Raw genomic sequence first — 16,854 nt, 5'->3', positions numbered from 1 at the left:
AATAGATATAATACAACTGGTATAAGACAAAAATGCCGATACATCTGTATCGGCATTTCTATTTTAGAATAACTCTTCGTGAGTCGGTAGCGGCGCGGTATCGTCAAACGGTGTGCTGCTATCCGTATCCAATACGTACTTGGTTGGGGCCGTACCTTGCTCGAAATATTCAAACCGAGATGTGTAATCGTTCTTGCGAGACAAAAGCCCTGTCTTTAAGTCAATCCGAGTTGAAATAAGCCCTGGTGGCGGCTCTATCGGAGCCAAAGGCTCATCTTTAAGTGCCTCACGCATAAAGTCTATCCAAGCAGGTTGTGCTGAAATCGCTCCGGCTTCTGCACCAACAAGTTGATTATTACCAAGGTTAGCGTTGTAGGCCGCACGACCCAAGGATTTACTCGCATCATCAAAGCCAACCCAAACTGTGGTGAGGACATTGCGGTTAAAGCCCGTAAACCAAGTATCTACTGAGTCATTGGTGGTACCCGTTTTTCCAGCAAGGTCACGACGTTTTAACCACTGACCACGCCAGCCTGTGCCGCTCCAACCCGTGTCGTGTTTCCAGCTACCGCCACCCCAGATTGCACTGTGAAGCGCATCAGCAATCAGAAATGCGTTTTGCTCCGAAATTACTTGCGGTGCACAGCGCTCAGGTTGTTCTTCCAGCTGCTGCTCGTCGCAGACCAATAACGGCTCTGCAGAACCCAGCTCAGTGCCGAATGAGTCGGTAATTTTATCGATAAAATACGGCTCAATGAGGTGACCGCCGTTGGCAAAAGTGGCCATGCCGCGCGCCATTTCAATAGGAGTCAGTGCTGCACTACCAAGTGCCAACGACTCGCTGCGATTAATATCTGCGTCTTGGAAACCAAATTTAAGCAAATGATCAGCAGCCTTATTTATGCCAACGCCTTTGATCAAACGAACAGATACCACGTTTTTCGATTGTGCAAGCGCTCGGCGAATACGGATTGGGCCGTTATACACTTCAGGGCTATTCTTCGGACGCCAAGCCACGCCAACGCTTCTGTCCCAATGATTAATCGGGGCATCATTAAGAATGGTGGCTAGGGTATAGCCATTTTCTAATGCGGACGAATAAATAAAGGGTTTGATGTTTGAACCCACCTGGCGCTTAGCTTGGGTAGCACGATTGTATTGGCTAAGCTCAAAGCTGTAGCCGCCCACAATCGCCTTTACACGCCCATCCTGCGGGTCAAGTGAGACGAGGGCACTGGATGCCTGCGGCAACTGACTTAACATCCAACCGTCGTCTTGTTTACGGACAAACACTTGCATGCCTGGCGCGAGGATATCTGCGGTTGTTTTTGGTGGTAAGCTTTGACGCGTTTCACTGATGTATTGTCTGGCCCAACTTAAGCCTGACCATTCCAATGTAATTTGCTCACCGGTTTTTAAGAGCAGGTCGGCCGTTTTCTCTGCAATGCTTAGCACCACAGCTGCTTTTAACGGCCCAATTTCATTGACCTTTTTAAGGCGAGTAATAATGCTTTCATGGCTTAGCGGCGATTCCGTTTCAGCATGCCAATAGGTTTCTTCTGCGCCTCTAAAGCCGTGACGCATATCGTAGGCATGTAAATTATCAACTAATGCATGCTGAGCAGCCTGTTGCATGTCTGATTCCACACTGGTGTAAACTTTCATGCCTGAGTTATAAGCTTTATCAGTACCGTAGCGTTCGACCATATAGGCGCGAACCATTTCAGAAATATAAGGTGCATACAGCTCGATTTCGGCGCCATGGAATTTAGCCGTGATAGGAGCTTGTGTCGCCTCACTATATTCTGCGCGGGTAATATACTTTTCAGCAAGCATTCGTCCGAGCACAACATTCCGGCGCAATTGCGCGCGCTCTGGGTTACGGATTGGATTTAACGCAGAAGGCGCTTTTGGCAGGCCTGCAATCATTGCCATTTCTGCTAAAGTTAATTCTGATAGTGAGCGACCGTAGTAGACTTGCGCTGCAGCACCGATACCAAAGGCGCGATTGCCCAGTTCAATTTTGTTTAAGTAAAGCTCAAAAATTTCATCTTTCGTTAATAGTTGCTCAATGTGCAACGCAATAAAGATTTCTTTCACTTTACGAATATAGGCTTTCTCTCTTGTTAAGAAGAAGTTTCTGGCAAGTTGCATGGTGAGCGTACTGGCTCCCTGCTTTTTTTGCCCTGTGGTGATAAGCACTAAAGCGGAGCGGACGATACCTATCGGATCAATACCGAAATGATCGTAAAAACGGTTATCTTCTGTCGCTAAGAATGCCTTGCGCATGGGGAGTGGAACATCCTGCAAACGTACAGGGATCCTGCGCTTTTCACCAAATTGATTGATGAGTTTTCCGTCTCGTGTAAAGACTTGCATGGGTGTTTGTAGTTGAACATCTTTCAAAACCTCTACACTTGGTATGTCAGATTTGACATAATAATAAAGACTGATAAGTGTCAACACGCCTAAAAGGGTACAAACAAAAACGAATTGTAAAAATCTTTTCAATAATTTCACGGAATTATCCCTAGTTAGACTCCCAATTACAGGTAGACACTGCTAGTATATCTTGATTAAAAAACGATTAATATTTTTGTGTGCTAAATTTTTATGGTACACAGTCTTAAAAGGAAACGGGCGCTTCACATGCTGAGCCAACTACTAAAAAAACAAGCACCTCTGATGATAGGGATCGATATTGGCTCCCATTGTGTCAAAGCGGTGTTGCTGTCGAAGACAAGTTCCAGCTACCGAGTAGAAGCCGTTGCGATTGAACCTATTCCGAAAGGAGCAGTAAATGAAAGGGCCATTCAAGACATTGAAGCGATCGGCAACGCGATAACTAAAATGAAGCGGCGCATTCCAAAGCTCACGCAATATGCAGCAGTTGCCGTATCCGGTCAGACCGTGATTACAAAAGTGATCTTTATGGATGTGTCATTAACTGATGCTGAACTCGAGTCTCAGATAGCAATAGAAGCAGATAGCCTGATCCCTTACCCGTTAGATGAAGTTAGTCTAGATTTTGAAAAAATTGGAGTAAACGAAGCCGATCCGTCAAAAATGAATGTGCTGCTCTCTGCGGCTCGTACCGAAAGCGTGCAAGCACGGGTTGGCGCATTGGAAGAAGCGGGTTTCAAAGCGAAAGTTGTTGATGTAGAAAACTACGCACTAAGTAGAGCCATGGATGTCATTTACCCTGAACTGCCAAATGATGCCTTTGATAAAATCGTAGCAATGATAGATATTGGCGCAGTGCTTACGCTGATTAGCGTTATTCAATCTGGGAAAACGATTTACACTCGTGACCAAGTGTTTGGTGGTGAGCAATATACCAACAGCATTGTTGCTTATTACAACAAAACCTACGATGAAGCAGAACTGGCGAAAACGACGGGGGATTTACCTCCAAACTATACCTTTGAAGTCTTGGCTCCTTTCCAAACTTCTATGCTGCAGCAAATTCGTCGAGCAGTGCAAATGTTTATGACGACCAGTGGTAAAGATCATATCGATTACATCGTGTTGACGGGTGGAACGGCTTTAGTGGATGGCTTAGATAAACTGCTCATTGATGAGCTTGGGATCCACACAATAGTGGCAGACCCGTTTACTGATATGGAGATTGCACCAAAAGTAGATAGGCATGTGCTGCAAAAGCATAAAGCGCAATTCGCCTTAGCGACAGGCTTGGCATTAAGGAGCTTCTCATCATGCCACATATAAATTTGCTTCCTTGGCGCGAGCAGCAAAGGCAAGCGTCGCAACAAATCTTTCTGACTATCATTGCGGTGATCATCGCGGCTTGTCTGTTGTTAATGTACATGCTTGGCAGCTTCTATGACGGCTTAAAAACCGGGCAAGAAATTAAAAACCGCTATCTCGAAAGCGAGATCACTCAACTAGATTCACGGATAGTTGCGATTAACGACCTGAATAAGCAAAAAGAAAATTTACAGCGCCGTATTCGGCTTATTGAGGAGTTGCAACTCAACCGCAGTCTCGGCACGCAAATTATCGATGAAATAGCGCGAGTGGTTCCGGCTGGGGTTTATCTCACCAGTCTTGAGCGACAAGACAATATGATCAAAGTCATTGGTCGGAGTGAATCAAACAACCGCTTATCGCAAATGCTACGACAAGTTGAATCATCATATTTAATAGAGCGGCCGGTGATCCAAGGCATAGTAGCCGGTGAGCAAAGTTCAAAATTACTGAGTGATTTTACGATGCATTTTTATATTAAGTCTCATGACGACATCCACTTAGCCGATAAAGCGAAATAGGGCGGAGGCACAGTGCATGAATTTTGACTTAAACAGTTTAAAAGAAATAGATTGGAATGAGCTGGAGCTCGATAATATTGGTCATTGGCCATTTCCTGTAAAAGTTTTATGCTCCGTTCTGGTGGTTTTACTAATGATGGTATTGGGTTATAACCTGATGGTCTCAAGTTCCATTGACCGCTACGACCAAGCGGTTAAAAAAGAGCAAGAGCTGAGAACGAGCTACCGGATTAAATACGCAAGAGCAAACAATCTAGAGCTATATAAACAGCAAATGATTGATATGGAAGCGCAATTCACTGAGCTGTTGAGACGACTGCCAAGCTCCAACGAAACGCCTGGACTACTTGATGATCTGACTTACGTTGGTACCTCAAGCGGATTAACCTTCCTAAAAATTGGCTGGATGCCAGAGGTACGTAAAGAGTTTTATACCGAATTGCCGATTAAGCTAGAAGTGATAGGTAAGTATCATGAATTTGGTCAGTTTGTGAGTAAGGTATCTGAATTACCTCGTATAGTCAGCCTACATGATTTTAGAATCGAAAATGCAGGAAATGGCGAGCTGGTATTTAGTGTTGTGGCAAAAACTTATCGTTATGAGCAAGGAGGTCAGAAATGATCCGACTGATGCTCTGCGTGACCTCGTTGATGTTCATCTCGGGTTGTAATGATAGTACTGCAGAACAAAAAGAATTTATTGATCAGGTAAAAGCAAGCTCAACACCAAAAATCGAGCCTATACCTGAAATGCAAAATTATGAGCCATTTAAGTATAGCGCTTCAGAATTGCGTAGCCCTTTTGTTGCGCCCCAGCCTGAAGTGATTGAAAATAAACTAGTTCAAATTAAAAACTGTTTACACCCAGATCCAGATAGAGATCGCTATCCATTGGAGAAATTTCCGTTGGATAATCTACGTATGAAAGGCATTATTGCCAAGTCTGATGGTCGTTGGGCGCTAATCGAAGCGGCGACGCAAGGCTTGTATCGTGTAAAGCGTGGTGAATATATGGGCCTGTATCATGGCAAAGTGCTGAGTGTACATGCCGATCATTTAGAATTATTAGAATTGATCCCAGATGGAACGGGATGTTGGAAAGAAAGGCTAACAAAAGTGGAAATGTTAGAAGCGGAACAAGGTGGCACGAGTGAATACTAACAATAACGTTATAAAATCAACCATTAAAAGCACTCGAACATTATGGCGTTCTGTGCTCGGTGTTGCCTTAGTTGGCCTTTCGTCAATTACGCATGCCATTCCTATGTTGTATGACATTCGCTATAACCCCGTTCCGACAGGGGAAACTCAACTACAACTGGTGTTTGATGAAAAACTCAATACAGAGCCACAAGTTCGTGTTGTCGGCGAAAGCACCAGTATTGAATTGTTTTTCCAGCAGGCTGAGTTTGAAGAAAGCTTAAAAGCTTTGAGTATTGATAAAGCTGGTATTCAAGGCATTACCAGTGAACTCAGAGATGGTGGTTTTGCCGTTTCCATCAACATGGATGAGCTTAAGCTATATAAAACCGAGGTTAAGAATAACCTTGTGATAGTGGAAGTGTCTAATAAACCGATTGTCTCTGAACAAGATCAAAGTCAAAAAGTCACTGCGTTTATCAACCAAATTCAAGCTATCGATTTTCGTCGCGGTGAGAAAGGTGAAGCTAAAGTACTTGCGTTTCTTGAGCACAACCAAGCGGCCATCGATGTACAAGAGCGCGGTGGTAAAATCATTGCGGACTTCCACCATATCGATATTGCAGAAGACCTGCTATACGAACTCGATGTGTTAGATTTTGGCACTGTGGTATCTCGCATAGAAACCTTTAAAGAAGACAATAAAAGCCGCATTGTGATTGAGCCAAATGCGGCATTCAAGTTTACCTATCAACAGCTTGATAACATCTTTACCTTATCAGTTGAAAAAGACGAAGGTAATAAAACCTTTGGCGATAAAAAAGAATATAAAGGTCAGCCGATCACGTTGAATTTTCAGGATATTCCAATTCGCTCCGTACTACAGATCATCGCCGATACAAACAACTTTAACCTAGTAACGAGTGACACCGTATCTGGCAATATAACCTTGCGTTTAGATGGTGTACCTTGGGATCAAGCGCTTGATGTTGTGTTACGTGTGAAAGGGCTAGATAAGCGTATGGATGGCTCTATTTTGATGGTCGCGCCATCTGAAGAACTCGCTGCTAGAGAAGCCAAGGAATTACAAGCGCGTCAGCAAGTAGAAGAGCTAGAACCATTATATAGCGAGTATATTCAACTTAATTACGCGAAAGCGGAAGAGTTTGCTGACTTACTCAAAACCGATATCAACTCTATTATTAGTCATCGTGGTAGTGTATCGGTTGATAAACGTACCAATACTTTATTAATTAAAGACACCTCACGCAGTATTGAAAGTGTACGTCGGATGGTTGAAACCTTAGATGTGCCGGTAAAACAGGTGCGTATAGAGTCGCGCATGGTTACTGTAGATGACACAGTACAAGAAGACTTAGGTGTCCGCTGGGGCTTTAGCGATCAGCAAGGCAGTGATGCCATCTCTGGTACGCTAGACGGTGCGAATGCGCTATCCAATGGCAATATTCCGTCTTTGGAAAACCGCTTAAACGTTAATTTAGGCGTAAAAGGAGTCCCTGCTGGCAGTATTGGTATGCACATTGCGAAATTAGCTGATGGCACTTTGATAGATCTTGAGTTGTCTGCACTGGAGCAAGAAAATAAAGGTGAGATAATCGCGACGCCAAGCATCACGACAGCTAACCAGAAAAAGGCGCGTATCGAGCAAGGTACAGAGATTCCTTACGTAGAGGCATCATCAAGTGGTGCAACGACGGTGAGCTTCAAAAAAGCGGTTTTAAGCTTGGAGGTGACACCGCAAATCACACCTGATAATAAAATAATTCTCGACTTAGTGATTACACAAGACACTAAAGGTGATACCGTGCAAACGCCAAATGGCCCGGCGACGGCAATCAATACCCAAGAGATCCAAACACAAGTACTGGTTGAAAATGGTCAAACTATCGTACTGGGTGGTATCTATCAGCAAGAAGTGAAAACGGCAGTAAGTAAGATCCCAATTTTGGGCGATATCCCATATTTAGGTCTATTGTTTAAGAACTCTCGTGATATTAATGAAAAGCGAGAATTGCTGATATTTGTGACGCCTAAGATCATTCAAGACAGTTTATAGGCCCGTTGACAGTAAAAGTATTGCGCTTTTTGCGTGGTTTGACTTGAAATTGTTCACGGATTACTGAGATAATCCCCTCCTTAATTTTGGGGCCAGGTCGTTAGGCGGGGTTTTATTTCAAATTTTAGAGTTCGTTTGTACTAAAAAGATATGGCTGAGAAACGTAATATATTTCTAGTAGGCCCGATGGGGGCTGGTAAAAGCACGATTGGTCGTCACATTGCAGATCAATTACACCTTGAATTTTTCGATTCGGATCAGGAAATTGAGCGCCGCACAGGTGCCGATATTTCTTGGGTGTTCGATATCGAGGGCGAAGAGGGGTTCCGCAAGCGTGAAGAAAGCGTCATCTCTGACCTAACAGAAATGCAAGGCATTGTGTTAGCGACAGGTGGTGGCTCTGTGATCAGCAAAGAAGTGCGCAACAAGTTGTCTGCGCGCGGTATTGTTGTTTACCTAGAAACGCCGATCGAAAAACAGGTAGCTCGTACTCAGCGTGATAAGCGTCGTCCATTACTACAAACCAGTGAAGACTCACGTGACGTACTAGAGCGCTTAGCTGATGAGCGTGAACCACTATATAGAGAAGTGGCAGATCACGTTGTTCGCACGGATGAGCAAAGCGCTAAAGTAGTTGCAAACCAAATTATTGAAAAATTAGATTTCTAATATAACAACACCGTAGGAGGGACGCCATGCTTGAATTAAAGGTTGATTTAAACGAGCGGAGCTATCCCATCTTTATCGGTGAACATCTCTTATCAGATGAAGGACGACTTAAGCAGTACGTTGGGCAAAGTCGTCCTGTTATCATCACCAACACCACCATTGCACCTCTATATTTAAATAGTCTGTTAGCAATATTTGATGCTCAAAAACCGCTACATTTTGTTATCCCTGATGGTGAACAATACAAATCGCTAGAATGGTTTGAAAAGATTTCTGCCTTTTTGCTCGAGCATAATTGTGGTCGTGATACGTGTTTGATTGCCCTCGGTGGCGGTGTGGTTGGCGATTTGACTGGTTTTGTTGCGGCATGCTACCAGCGTGGTGTTCCGTTTATTCAAATCCCTACGACTTTGCTGTCACAAGTAGATTCATCGGTTGGTGGTAAAACAGCGGTAAATCATCCGCTAGGTAAAAACATGATTGGTGCTTTCTATCAGCCAAAAGCGGTTTTTATCGACACCAAGACCTTAAGTACATTGCCTGCAAGAGAGTTTGCTGCGGGTATGGCTGAAGTCATTAAATATGCGTTGATCTATGACGCATCTTTTCTTGATACATTAACGGATCAGCATCCTCAGCTCAGCGCACTAGATGCTGAAAGCCTTCAACAAGTTATTTATAAGTGTTGTGCGATAAAAGCCGAGATCGTCGCCAAAGACGAAACCGAAGCGGGATTGCGTGCATTACTTAATCTGGGTCACACCTTTGGCCATGCGATTGAAGCGCAAATGGGCTATGGTAATTGGTTGCATGGTGAAGCCGTTGCTGCCGGTATGATGATAGCTGCAAATTTGGCTTGTCAACGCGGCGCGCTTAGTACTGCTGATGTTGAAAAGATCCGTCGTGTTATTGCGCTTTATCAATTACCGACAGAAGCGCCAAGCGAGATGACCGCAGCGCAGTTTTTACAACATATGCGCAAAGACAAAAAGAACAAACAAGGCAAAATTCGCTTTATTCTTCCTACGCAACTAGGCCAATGTGCGCTAGTGGATGATGTTAGCGATGAAACCGTGGTAACTCTAATAGGTCGTTAAATGCAGTCGCAAATTTTACCAAGCAGAGCTGCATTGGTAGATAGAATTGCTATGCAATTCGACTATGGCCAAAACCTGATAACCTTAGTCGGCTCTTCAGGTCTTGGTAAAAGCTACCTTGCGGAATCGTTTCTTACTGATAAATACCCAGACTTTAACAAAGCGTTTGTAAAGCTGACTGCCAATACTCAAGAGTTTGATGTGGTACGGCAGCTGCTTGAGCATAGCTTTCGCAGTCCTCTCATTGATCAGAAGTTATCTCTAAGTGAAAACTTCATGTTGCTCCATGATGAACAAGCTTGTGGGCCATGTTTATGGGTGTTAGACAACGTCAGGCATTTAACCCAAGAGCTTGCGGAACAACTACAAAAGCTCGCAAAATCTTCTCGCGAAACAATTTACATACTCGCTACGGCGCAGCAGCCTCAGCTGATCCCTGAAAGTCTGGATATTCATATCGAGCCTTTATCCATGCTCGAGAGTAAGCGCTTGATGAGCATGTTTTACAAAGACTTACCGCCTGACGAAGATCCTATTTTTAATACGTTTGTTGCTGAAGCTCGAGGTAATCCGAGTGTTTTACTTTCTTGGCAGCCACAGCTGCAGAGTCTAAATTTACGTGAACAAAGCTCCAAAGTAGGTAGCAAATCACAATGGCAATGGTATGTCATTGCACTTTGTTTGGTATTAACAGCGTTGATGGTTGCTTTAGTGTATAAGCAAGAATTAAAACGATACTGGACACCGACTCAAGGTGATGAAGAAACAGTAGCCACCGCTATTGATGCGCAAGAGATATTTGAGGCGCCAAATACCAAAGTTGAAATTGAAAACGACGTGCAACCAGAGTTGCCAACCGAAGCGCCAACGCAAGTCGAAACTGCGCCTGTTGGCAGTATTTTATCTGCACTAACCGAAACAAAAGAAGATACGACAAACAACAATAACGCACTATCAGAGCAAGCGAATGAAGCTGAAGAAGCCAATGTTGATAGTACTCCAGCCACTTTATCGCCAGTAACAGAGCTTCAGCACGCGGAGCCTGAACTATTGACGGGAAACCCTTGGTATCTCAGTCGCTCAGATGGTGAATGGGTGATCCAGTTACTTGCAGTGACAGAAAGTGAGATTGCAGCTGGGTTTATGGCGGAGCATAACGAGGTAGTGACACAGCAGTTTACTGTTTTAAGAAATGGCCGAACTTGGTTTGTAGTTACTACTGATGCTTACCAGAGTTTGGCATCAGCGAAGCAAGCAAAGGCAGTATTGCCAGAAGCGCTACAAAAAGGTCAGCCATTTTTTAAGAGAATGAGTAAAATTAAACAAGAAATTACTCAGTCTCTCGGTAATTAGCCACATTTAGTGTAAAATCGCGCAACCACTCACGACATAGAACGAGCATGCAACAAAAGACTAGAGCCTTCTTAAAATGGGCAGGCGGAAAATACAGCTTAGTAGAAGATATTTCTAAGCGCCTACAAGCAGCAAGTAATGAAGCCGACACGCTAGTAGAACCTTTTGTTGGAGCGGGATCTGTTTTCCTTAACACTCAGTTTAAGCATTATGTCTTAAATGACATTAACGCTGATCTTATCAACCTGTATAAAGAGTTGAAGCGTATTCCTGATGAATTTATCAGTGACGCTAAAAGGCTATTCGTCGAGCTGAATAACCATCCAGATGCGTATTACGCGTATCGACAACAGTTTAACGAAAGCATTGATGTGTATGAGCGTGCGATTCTATTTCTATATATGAACCGCCATGGCTACAATGGTTTATGTCGTTATAACCTCAAGGGGATCTTTAACGTCCCTTTTGGTAAATACAAAAAGCCTTACTTTCCAGAGCGCGAGTTATATGTGTTTGCTGAAAAGGCTCAACAGGCTACTTTCACCTGTCAAAGTTACAGCCAAGTATTTGAAACCATGCCAAAGAATGCGGTAGTGTATTGCGATCCTCCGTATGTACCTTTGAGCAAAACTGCGTCATTTACTAGCTATGCAAAAGGTGGGTTTAACTTAGACGATCAAGCACAGCTGGCGAATCTTGCGGAAACTGCGGCTTTTGAAAAGCAAACGCCAGTGTTAATCTCCAATCACGATACGGTGTGGACACGAAAGATTTACAATCAAGCGAAGCTAGATGTGATCAAGGTGAAACGTACAATTAGCCCTAAAGGTAATGGGCGGAATAAAGTTGACGAGCTAATGGCGCTATATCACCGTTCGTAATTTGCAGCGGCATAAAGGACTAAGCCAAAACTACACCATTTACAAACCAAATTAAGCCAATGACAAAAGCGGCGACAAAAACGATGCCCGCAAAAGCAAACGGCCAAAAATGCTTTTTGTTAAAGTCATATGCTTGTTTTTGACCGCTCTGCACACCAAACATTGCCGCACAGACACTTTGAATTAACGCGAATTTACTATTGGAAGAAGCCATAGTGTTTACCTCTTACCAGTTGATTGGCTCAACTGGTATTAGTAAGGAGATGAAACTTTACTACTGCTTTGATTGTCTTTAGAGCCAAGTAATAACTCAAGCAAATCCAAATAATGGAATTGGCCACTCGAACTACCGCCAGTCAACCACGCTGCCCAACTGGTGTGCGCTTCTTGCTGACATTCCACTGCATTTATTCGACTGCTTAAATTGCCAGTGCTACAAGCGCATGCGGAGTAATTTGCGGCAAGACTTTCATCATTGTCGAAAGAAAATACCCCTGCCGACACGGCTAATACCGTCCCAAGCAGAGCAATCCGTGCTTTATATCTAGAAACCATAACCCTATCCCCAGAAGTTAAATATCACATAATGATACACAATGTTCGTTTATTGCACAATCATAAAGCGCCTTAAATCGCAGACATTTTGGGCAATTTACGGTACAGTATCGCGGTCTTACGTTTAGGGGAAAAGTATGTCTGATTTTTTAATTGCACCATCCATTCTATCCGCAGATTTTGCGAGGTTAGGCGAAGATGTTGAAAAGGTACTGACAGCAGGTGCCGACGTGGTTCATTTCGATGTAATGGATAATCACTATGTGCCAAATTTAACTTTTGGTCCAATGATTTGTGACGCATTAAGAAATTACGGAATTACTGCTCCTATCGACGTACACTTGATGATAAAGCCTGTAGATAGTCTAATTCCCGAGTTTGCTAAAGCCGGAGCGAGCATTATTACATTTCACCCAGAGGCCAGCGAGCATATAGACAGAAGCCTTGCGCTGATTAAAGAGTCAGGTTGTAAAGCTGGCTTGGTATTTAATCCGGGCACACCGCTGCATTATCTTGATCATGTGATGGATAAAATTGATCAAATCCTCTTGATGTCAGTAAACCCGGGCTTTGGTGGCCAAAGTTTTATCCCACATACACTTGAGAAATTAAAAGAAGCGAGAGCACGCATTGACGCTTCCGGTCGCGATATTCGTCTTGAAGTGGATGGGGGAATTAAGGTGGACAACATTGCTGAGGTTGCAGCGGCAGGTGCAGACATGTTTGTTGCGGGTTCCGCTATCTTTAATCAACCCGATTACAAAGCGGTAATAGACGCCATGCGTCAAGAATTAGCAAAGGTAAAATAATGCGTTTTGAGGGTATTTTATTTGACCTTGATGGCACGTTAGTTGATAGCGTCGAGGATATGTACATGGCGCTCAATTTGACGCTGTCTGAGCTTGCTCACCCAATTGTTAGTCATGCTCTGGTGCGTGAATGGGTAGGTAACGGCATCGATATGTTAGTAAAAAGAGGCCTAAGCGGTAGCCATGAAGTTAGCGAAGACTTATCCGAAAGTTTAGCGCACACCGCCATTGAGCGTTTTAAAGTGCATTATGACGAATTAGTTGGTCAGTATGCGGGTTTGTATCCGCATGTTGAGACAGGGCTATCTGCATTTGCCACAGTGCCAAAAGCCGTCGTGACAAATAAAAATCGTGCATTTACGCTAAAACTGCTGGATAAATTAAATCTCACTTCGCATTTTGATTGTATCGTCTGTGGTGATGACACTGACAAAAAGCCGTCACCAGCTCCGCTATTGCTGGCTGCCGAGCGTCTTGGTATACCAGCGGATAAGCTAATCATGGTTGGGGACTCTAAAAGCGATATTTTGGCCGCTCAGGGCGCTAAGATACCTGTGATTGCGCTAAATTATGGGTATAATCAGGGATTCGATTTGAAAGAGTTCAATCCACAGTACCTTTGTGATGGATTCTTAGATATTATTCCCATTATCAATCAACGTTAATTCAATGAAGAAATAAAGGAACGACATGAGTAAACCTGTAGTATTAAGTGGTATTCAGCCAACCGGTGGTATGACAATAGGCAATTACGTAGGTGCCATTAACCAGTGGCTTAAACTACAAAACGATCATGATTGTTACTTTATGTTGGTTGACTTGCATGCCATTACGGTTCGCCAAGAGCCACAGCAACTACGCGATCGCGTATTAGACGGCGTAGCACTATATACTGCTTGCGGCATCGACCCAGATAAATCGTCACTATTTGTACAATCACAGGTTCCTGAGCATGCACAGCTAGGTTGGGTGCTGAACTGTTATGCACAAATGGGTGAATTAAACCGCATGACGCAGTTTAAAGATAAATCAGCAAAGCACGCCAATAACGTAAACGTTGGCTTATTCGCCTATCCAGTATTGCAAGCTGCGGATATTTTATTGTATCAAGCGGATCAAGTACCGGTTGGTGAAGACCAAAAGCAGCACCTTGAGTTGACCCGCGATATCGCAACGCGCTTTAACAACCTGTATGGCGATGTCTTTAAGATCCCAGAACCTTATATTCCAGAGTTTGGCGCTCGTGTTATGAGCTTGCAAGATCCGAGCAAGAAGATGTCAAAATCAGACGAAAACCCAAATGGTTTTGTGATGCTGTTGGACGAACCGAAGAAGATAGAGAAAAAGCTGAAAAAAGCGGTAACAGATTCAGATGAGCAAGCACGCATTTACTTTGATCGTGTTGAAAAGCCAGGAGTATCCAACTTACTGACTCTACTAAGTGTTGCAACTAAACGCTCAATTGAAGAGTTAGTGCCAGAGTACGAAGACAAAATGTACGGTCATTTAAAGAAAGACACTGCCGATGCGGTAGTGAATATGCTGGAGCCTATTCAAGCGCGCTTTAAAGAAATCCGAGAAGATCAAACTCTGCTGGACGAAATCATGAAAAAAGGCGCGGAAAAAGCAAGTATTCGTGCCGAAAAAACACTGAAAGCTGTGTATGACGCCGTCGGTTTTATTCCTCGCGGTTAATAAAACACAATGAAAAGACACCATAAATGGTGTCTTTTTGTATTACAAGGGTCTGCAGACCCTTGGTTTAAAGCAGATACTAGATATAAGAAAACCCTCCTGTTGAGTTCGTGATAAAATAGATTTATAACGAACATCCTTACCCCAGTGGCAAATAGGCCGCTTGGTTCTTTTAGTGGTACCTACATGCTGTTGATGATTGATAACTATGATTCCTTTACCTACAACTTAGTGCAGTATTTTCAGCGCTTAGATGTGGATGTGCTGGTAAAGCGAAATGATGAAATCAGCACCTCACAAATCAAGCAGCTTAATCCCAAATATGTTGTGCTATCTCCTGGCCCTTGCAGTCCTGATGAAGCGGGGATCTCGCTTGAAGTCGTAAAACGTCTACAGGGACAAATCCCTATTCTCGGCATTTGCCTTGGTCATCAAACTATTGCACAAGCTTTAGGTGGCAAAGTCATTCGCGCAAAACAAGTGATGCATGGGAAAACGTCTCAAGTGCACCATAACAATATAGGCGTATTTCAAGGCCTGCCATCACCATACGAAGTATGCCGCTACCACTCTTTGGTTGTTGAGCAAAGTAGCTTACCAAAGTCTCTAGCCGTAACGGCTTGGACACAGACACAAGAGGGGGAGCGTGATGAAATTATGGGACTCTTGGCATCCGATAGAGCACTTGAAGGTGTGCAATTTCACCCAGAAGCTATCCTCACTGAACACGGCTTAGCATTACTTGATAACTTTATAAAACGCTTCTAAAGTTTAAACAAAACCAACAGGATTTCGCCTAGGTGTTATACATCCATATTCGCTGCGTTTTTGTTGGTTAGACTAGTTTTTGATACGTAACTTTTTGATTCTATTGTGCGCAATATCAAATCATAATATTGCTTTTACTGGTATAATGTTAATCAGTAAGACGATTCTGTTGAGTGCTTAACTCAGTGTTTTTCCTTTAGATAAGTAGCATGCATGACGCAAGAAAATAAGCAAATTAGAATGGCACAAGCGCTATCCGAGCGTGCCCATGACCTTCTTATCAGCCTCAACTTTGCGCAAAAGCAAATAGGCTATATCCATACATTTGATATTAGCTATGGGGAGAATATCGCACAGCGCACTATGCTAGAGGTGGAAATTGCAGCGGCTGCAAAACGCCAAGAAAGCAGCACAAGCCATCACAAATATATTGCCAAAGCGAGTAAGCATCTACATTCAGTTATCGAAGAAGCTATCACAAAGCAACTGCATGACCTTGATAATATCTATCATGAAGTCATTGGCATTCAAGACTCCGTTCCTGCGATTTTAGACATTCTTGCCGTGCGCTCAGCTTCAGTTGGGCGTTTAGAACCTTTGGTTAATGACTTAAGTTGGTTGGGTCGTGAGCTGGTTTCGCTAGTCAACTTGCCACAGTATCGCAAAAAAAACAGTAAAGGCACGTCCATTAAGGTCGACACGCCGGCATTAGCATTAAGGTATTTAGGCCTTGAGAACTTGCAAATGGTGATCCCGACAATGGCGGTAAGACACTGGATGCCGCATGCTACAGAACCATTTGGCTTAATGAAGCGTAAATTACGCGAGCTGAGCATGAGCACGGCCATTGCGGCAAAAGAGCTGGCACCATTTTTTGGGGTAAAAGAACAGCATGCGTTTACTTTAGGCATGTTACTAGAGCTTGGGAAAGTGGCCTTGATCCGTCTTTATTTACGCACCTTTGAAAAGGTGTGGCAAGCCAAGGTGCAAATAGCACGAGACAAAAAGCAAAAAGACCTACACACCGCATTAATGGAGTTATCTCCTGATCCGTTATTTTTACGTAACTTGTTGATAGAACATTCAGCAGAGATTTCACGTAAGCTAATTGAAAAAATGGAGTTACGTTATTTACCCTTTAATGCCGTCATGGAAGAGTATGCGCAAACTTATCTACCAAATGCGCATAAAAACATTGCCGACCCATTACCACTGACACAAGTGATGCAAAAAGCCTATGGCTACGCACAACTGCTTGTTTTAAAAGATAGCCAGTTAATTGAAGACGACGAAGCCGAGATTTTGCTCAATCATTTAGAACTTACCGAGGAAATGCGTCAGCAATTGGCAAAATGTGCGTTCCATAACCTGCAGTTGACGATTTTGTAAAAAAAATTGAAATTTTTTTTGCGACTATTCATTCAAAACCTAATCTTAAATGATCTGTGCAAGGCTGCACGGCGCTTGCTTTGCCCTAAATATCTGCCCTAGATAGTTATTCACTTGAGTTGAGAATATATG

General features: G+C 43.4%; 17 protein-coding genes. 14 read left to right on the top strand and 3 right to left on the bottom strand.

What is annotated here, in order from left to right; translation table 11 throughout:
* Positions 1 to 63: 63 nt before the first annotated feature.
* The gene (locus tag MHN32_RS12240; protein WP_239421824.1) at positions 64 to 2,520 is read right to left on the bottom strand and encodes a PBP1A family penicillin-binding protein; all 2,457 of its coding nucleotides are present in this window, start codon (positions 2,518 to 2,520) and stop codon (positions 64 to 66) included.
* A gap of 129 nt (positions 2,521 to 2,649) precedes the next feature.
* Here MHN32_RS12240 and MHN32_RS12235 point away from each other — a divergent pair, with 129 nt between their 5' ends.
* From MHN32_RS12235 to MHN32_RS12195, 9 genes are all read left to right on the top strand, one after another.
* Complete coding sequence (locus MHN32_RS12235) at positions 2,650 to 3,729, top strand: pilus assembly protein PilM (RefSeq protein ID WP_010368913.1); 1,080 nt, start codon at positions 2,650 to 2,652, stop codon at positions 3,727 to 3,729.
* Entirely contained in the window at positions 3,717 to 4,289 is a 573-nt protein-coding gene (locus MHN32_RS12230; protein WP_010607058.1) for a PilN domain-containing protein, read from the top strand. The genes MHN32_RS12235 and MHN32_RS12230 overlap by 13 nt, the downstream gene beginning before the upstream one ends.
* Positions 4,290 to 4,305: 16 nt before the next feature.
* The gene (locus MHN32_RS12225) at positions 4,306 to 4,911 is read left to right on the top strand and encodes a type 4a pilus biogenesis protein PilO (protein WP_010607059.1); all 606 of its coding nucleotides are present in this window, start codon (positions 4,306 to 4,308) and stop codon (positions 4,909 to 4,911) included.
* On the top strand, positions 4,908 to 5,450 hold the full coding sequence (locus MHN32_RS12220; protein ID WP_010607060.1) for a pilus assembly protein PilP: 543 nt from the start codon (positions 4,908 to 4,910) through the stop codon (positions 5,448 to 5,450). Before MHN32_RS12225 ends, MHN32_RS12220 begins: the two co-directional genes overlap by 4 nt.
* Positions 5,440 to 7,506: a type IV pilus secretin PilQ family protein gene (locus MHN32_RS12215; protein ID WP_010607061.1), complete on the top strand. Its 2,067-nt coding sequence runs from the start codon at positions 5,440 to 5,442 to the stop codon at positions 7,504 to 7,506. The genes MHN32_RS12220 and MHN32_RS12215 overlap by 11 nt, the downstream gene beginning before the upstream one ends.
* Positions 7,507 to 7,656: 150 nt before the next feature.
* Positions 7,657 to 8,175 carry a shikimate kinase AroK gene (gene aroK / locus MHN32_RS12210; RefSeq protein ID WP_010607062.1) on the top strand — a complete coding sequence of 173 codons (519 nt, stop codon included), beginning with the start codon at positions 7,657 to 7,659 and terminating at the stop codon, positions 8,173 to 8,175.
* A 26-nt stretch (positions 8,176 to 8,201) separates the two neighbouring features.
* A complete protein-coding gene (gene aroB / locus MHN32_RS12205) occupies positions 8,202 to 9,272 on the top strand; it encodes a 3-dehydroquinate synthase (protein ID WP_239421822.1) in 1,071 nt (356 codons plus the stop codon).
* The gene (locus MHN32_RS12200; protein WP_239421821.1) at positions 9,273 to 10,625 is read left to right on the top strand and encodes an AAA family ATPase; all 1,353 of its coding nucleotides are present in this window, start codon (positions 9,273 to 9,275) and stop codon (positions 10,623 to 10,625) included.
* 47 nt (positions 10,626 to 10,672) lie between these two features.
* Positions 10,673 to 11,506, top strand: coding sequence for a Dam family site-specific DNA-(adenine-N6)-methyltransferase (locus tag MHN32_RS12195; RefSeq protein ID WP_010607065.1), 834 nt, complete (start codon positions 10,673 to 10,675; stop codon positions 11,504 to 11,506).
* Positions 11,507 to 11,525: 19 nt separating this feature from the next.
* On the opposite strand, the gene MHN32_RS12190 is transcribed toward MHN32_RS12195, so the two are convergent.
* Both MHN32_RS12190 and MHN32_RS12185 read right to left on the bottom strand, forming a co-directional pair.
* Positions 11,526 to 11,720 carry a DUF2970 domain-containing protein gene (locus MHN32_RS12190; protein ID WP_010607066.1) on the bottom strand — a complete coding sequence of 65 codons (195 nt, stop codon included), beginning with the start codon at positions 11,718 to 11,720 and terminating at the stop codon, positions 11,526 to 11,528.
* Positions 11,721 to 11,758: 38 nt separating this feature from the next.
* The gene (locus MHN32_RS12185; protein WP_010607067.1) at positions 11,759 to 12,061 is read right to left on the bottom strand and encodes a hypothetical protein; all 303 of its coding nucleotides are present in this window, start codon (positions 12,059 to 12,061) and stop codon (positions 11,759 to 11,761) included.
* A gap of 137 nt (positions 12,062 to 12,198) precedes the next feature.
* Between MHN32_RS12185 and rpe the strand changes: the two genes are divergently transcribed.
* The 5 genes from rpe (at position 12,199) to MHN32_RS12160 (ending at position 16,722) form a co-directional block, all read left to right on the top strand.
* Entirely contained in the window at positions 12,199 to 12,870 is a 672-nt protein-coding gene (gene rpe, locus MHN32_RS12180) for a ribulose-phosphate 3-epimerase (protein ID WP_010368892.1), read from the top strand.
* The gene (locus tag MHN32_RS12175; RefSeq protein WP_239421820.1) at positions 12,870 to 13,535 is read left to right on the top strand and encodes an HAD-IA family hydrolase; all 666 of its coding nucleotides are present in this window, start codon (positions 12,870 to 12,872) and stop codon (positions 13,533 to 13,535) included. Before rpe ends, MHN32_RS12175 begins: the two co-directional genes overlap by 1 nt.
* 25 nt (positions 13,536 to 13,560) lie before the next feature.
* A complete protein-coding gene (trpS, locus tag MHN32_RS12170) occupies positions 13,561 to 14,565 on the top strand; it encodes a tryptophan--tRNA ligase (RefSeq protein ID WP_010368888.1) in 1,005 nt (334 codons plus the stop codon).
* Between the two features lie 186 nt (positions 14,566 to 14,751).
* Positions 14,752 to 15,333 carry an aminodeoxychorismate/anthranilate synthase component II gene (locus MHN32_RS12165; RefSeq protein ID WP_010607069.1) on the top strand — a complete coding sequence of 194 codons (582 nt, stop codon included), beginning with the start codon at positions 14,752 to 14,754 and terminating at the stop codon, positions 15,331 to 15,333.
* Positions 15,334 to 15,546: 213 nt separating this feature from the next.
* Positions 15,547 to 16,722, top strand: coding sequence for an HDOD domain-containing protein (locus MHN32_RS12160; RefSeq protein WP_010607070.1), 1,176 nt, complete (start codon positions 15,547 to 15,549; stop codon positions 16,720 to 16,722).
* The last annotated feature ends 132 nt before the right edge of the window (positions 16,723 to 16,854 follow it).

The organism is Pseudoalteromonas sp. Of11M-6 (genome assembly GCF_022347905.1).
Lineage (GTDB): Bacteria > Pseudomonadota > Gammaproteobacteria > Enterobacterales > Alteromonadaceae > Pseudoalteromonas.
The sequence above is the reverse complement of the archived record's forward strand: the minus strand, read 5'-3'. Positions and strand labels throughout refer to the sequence as shown.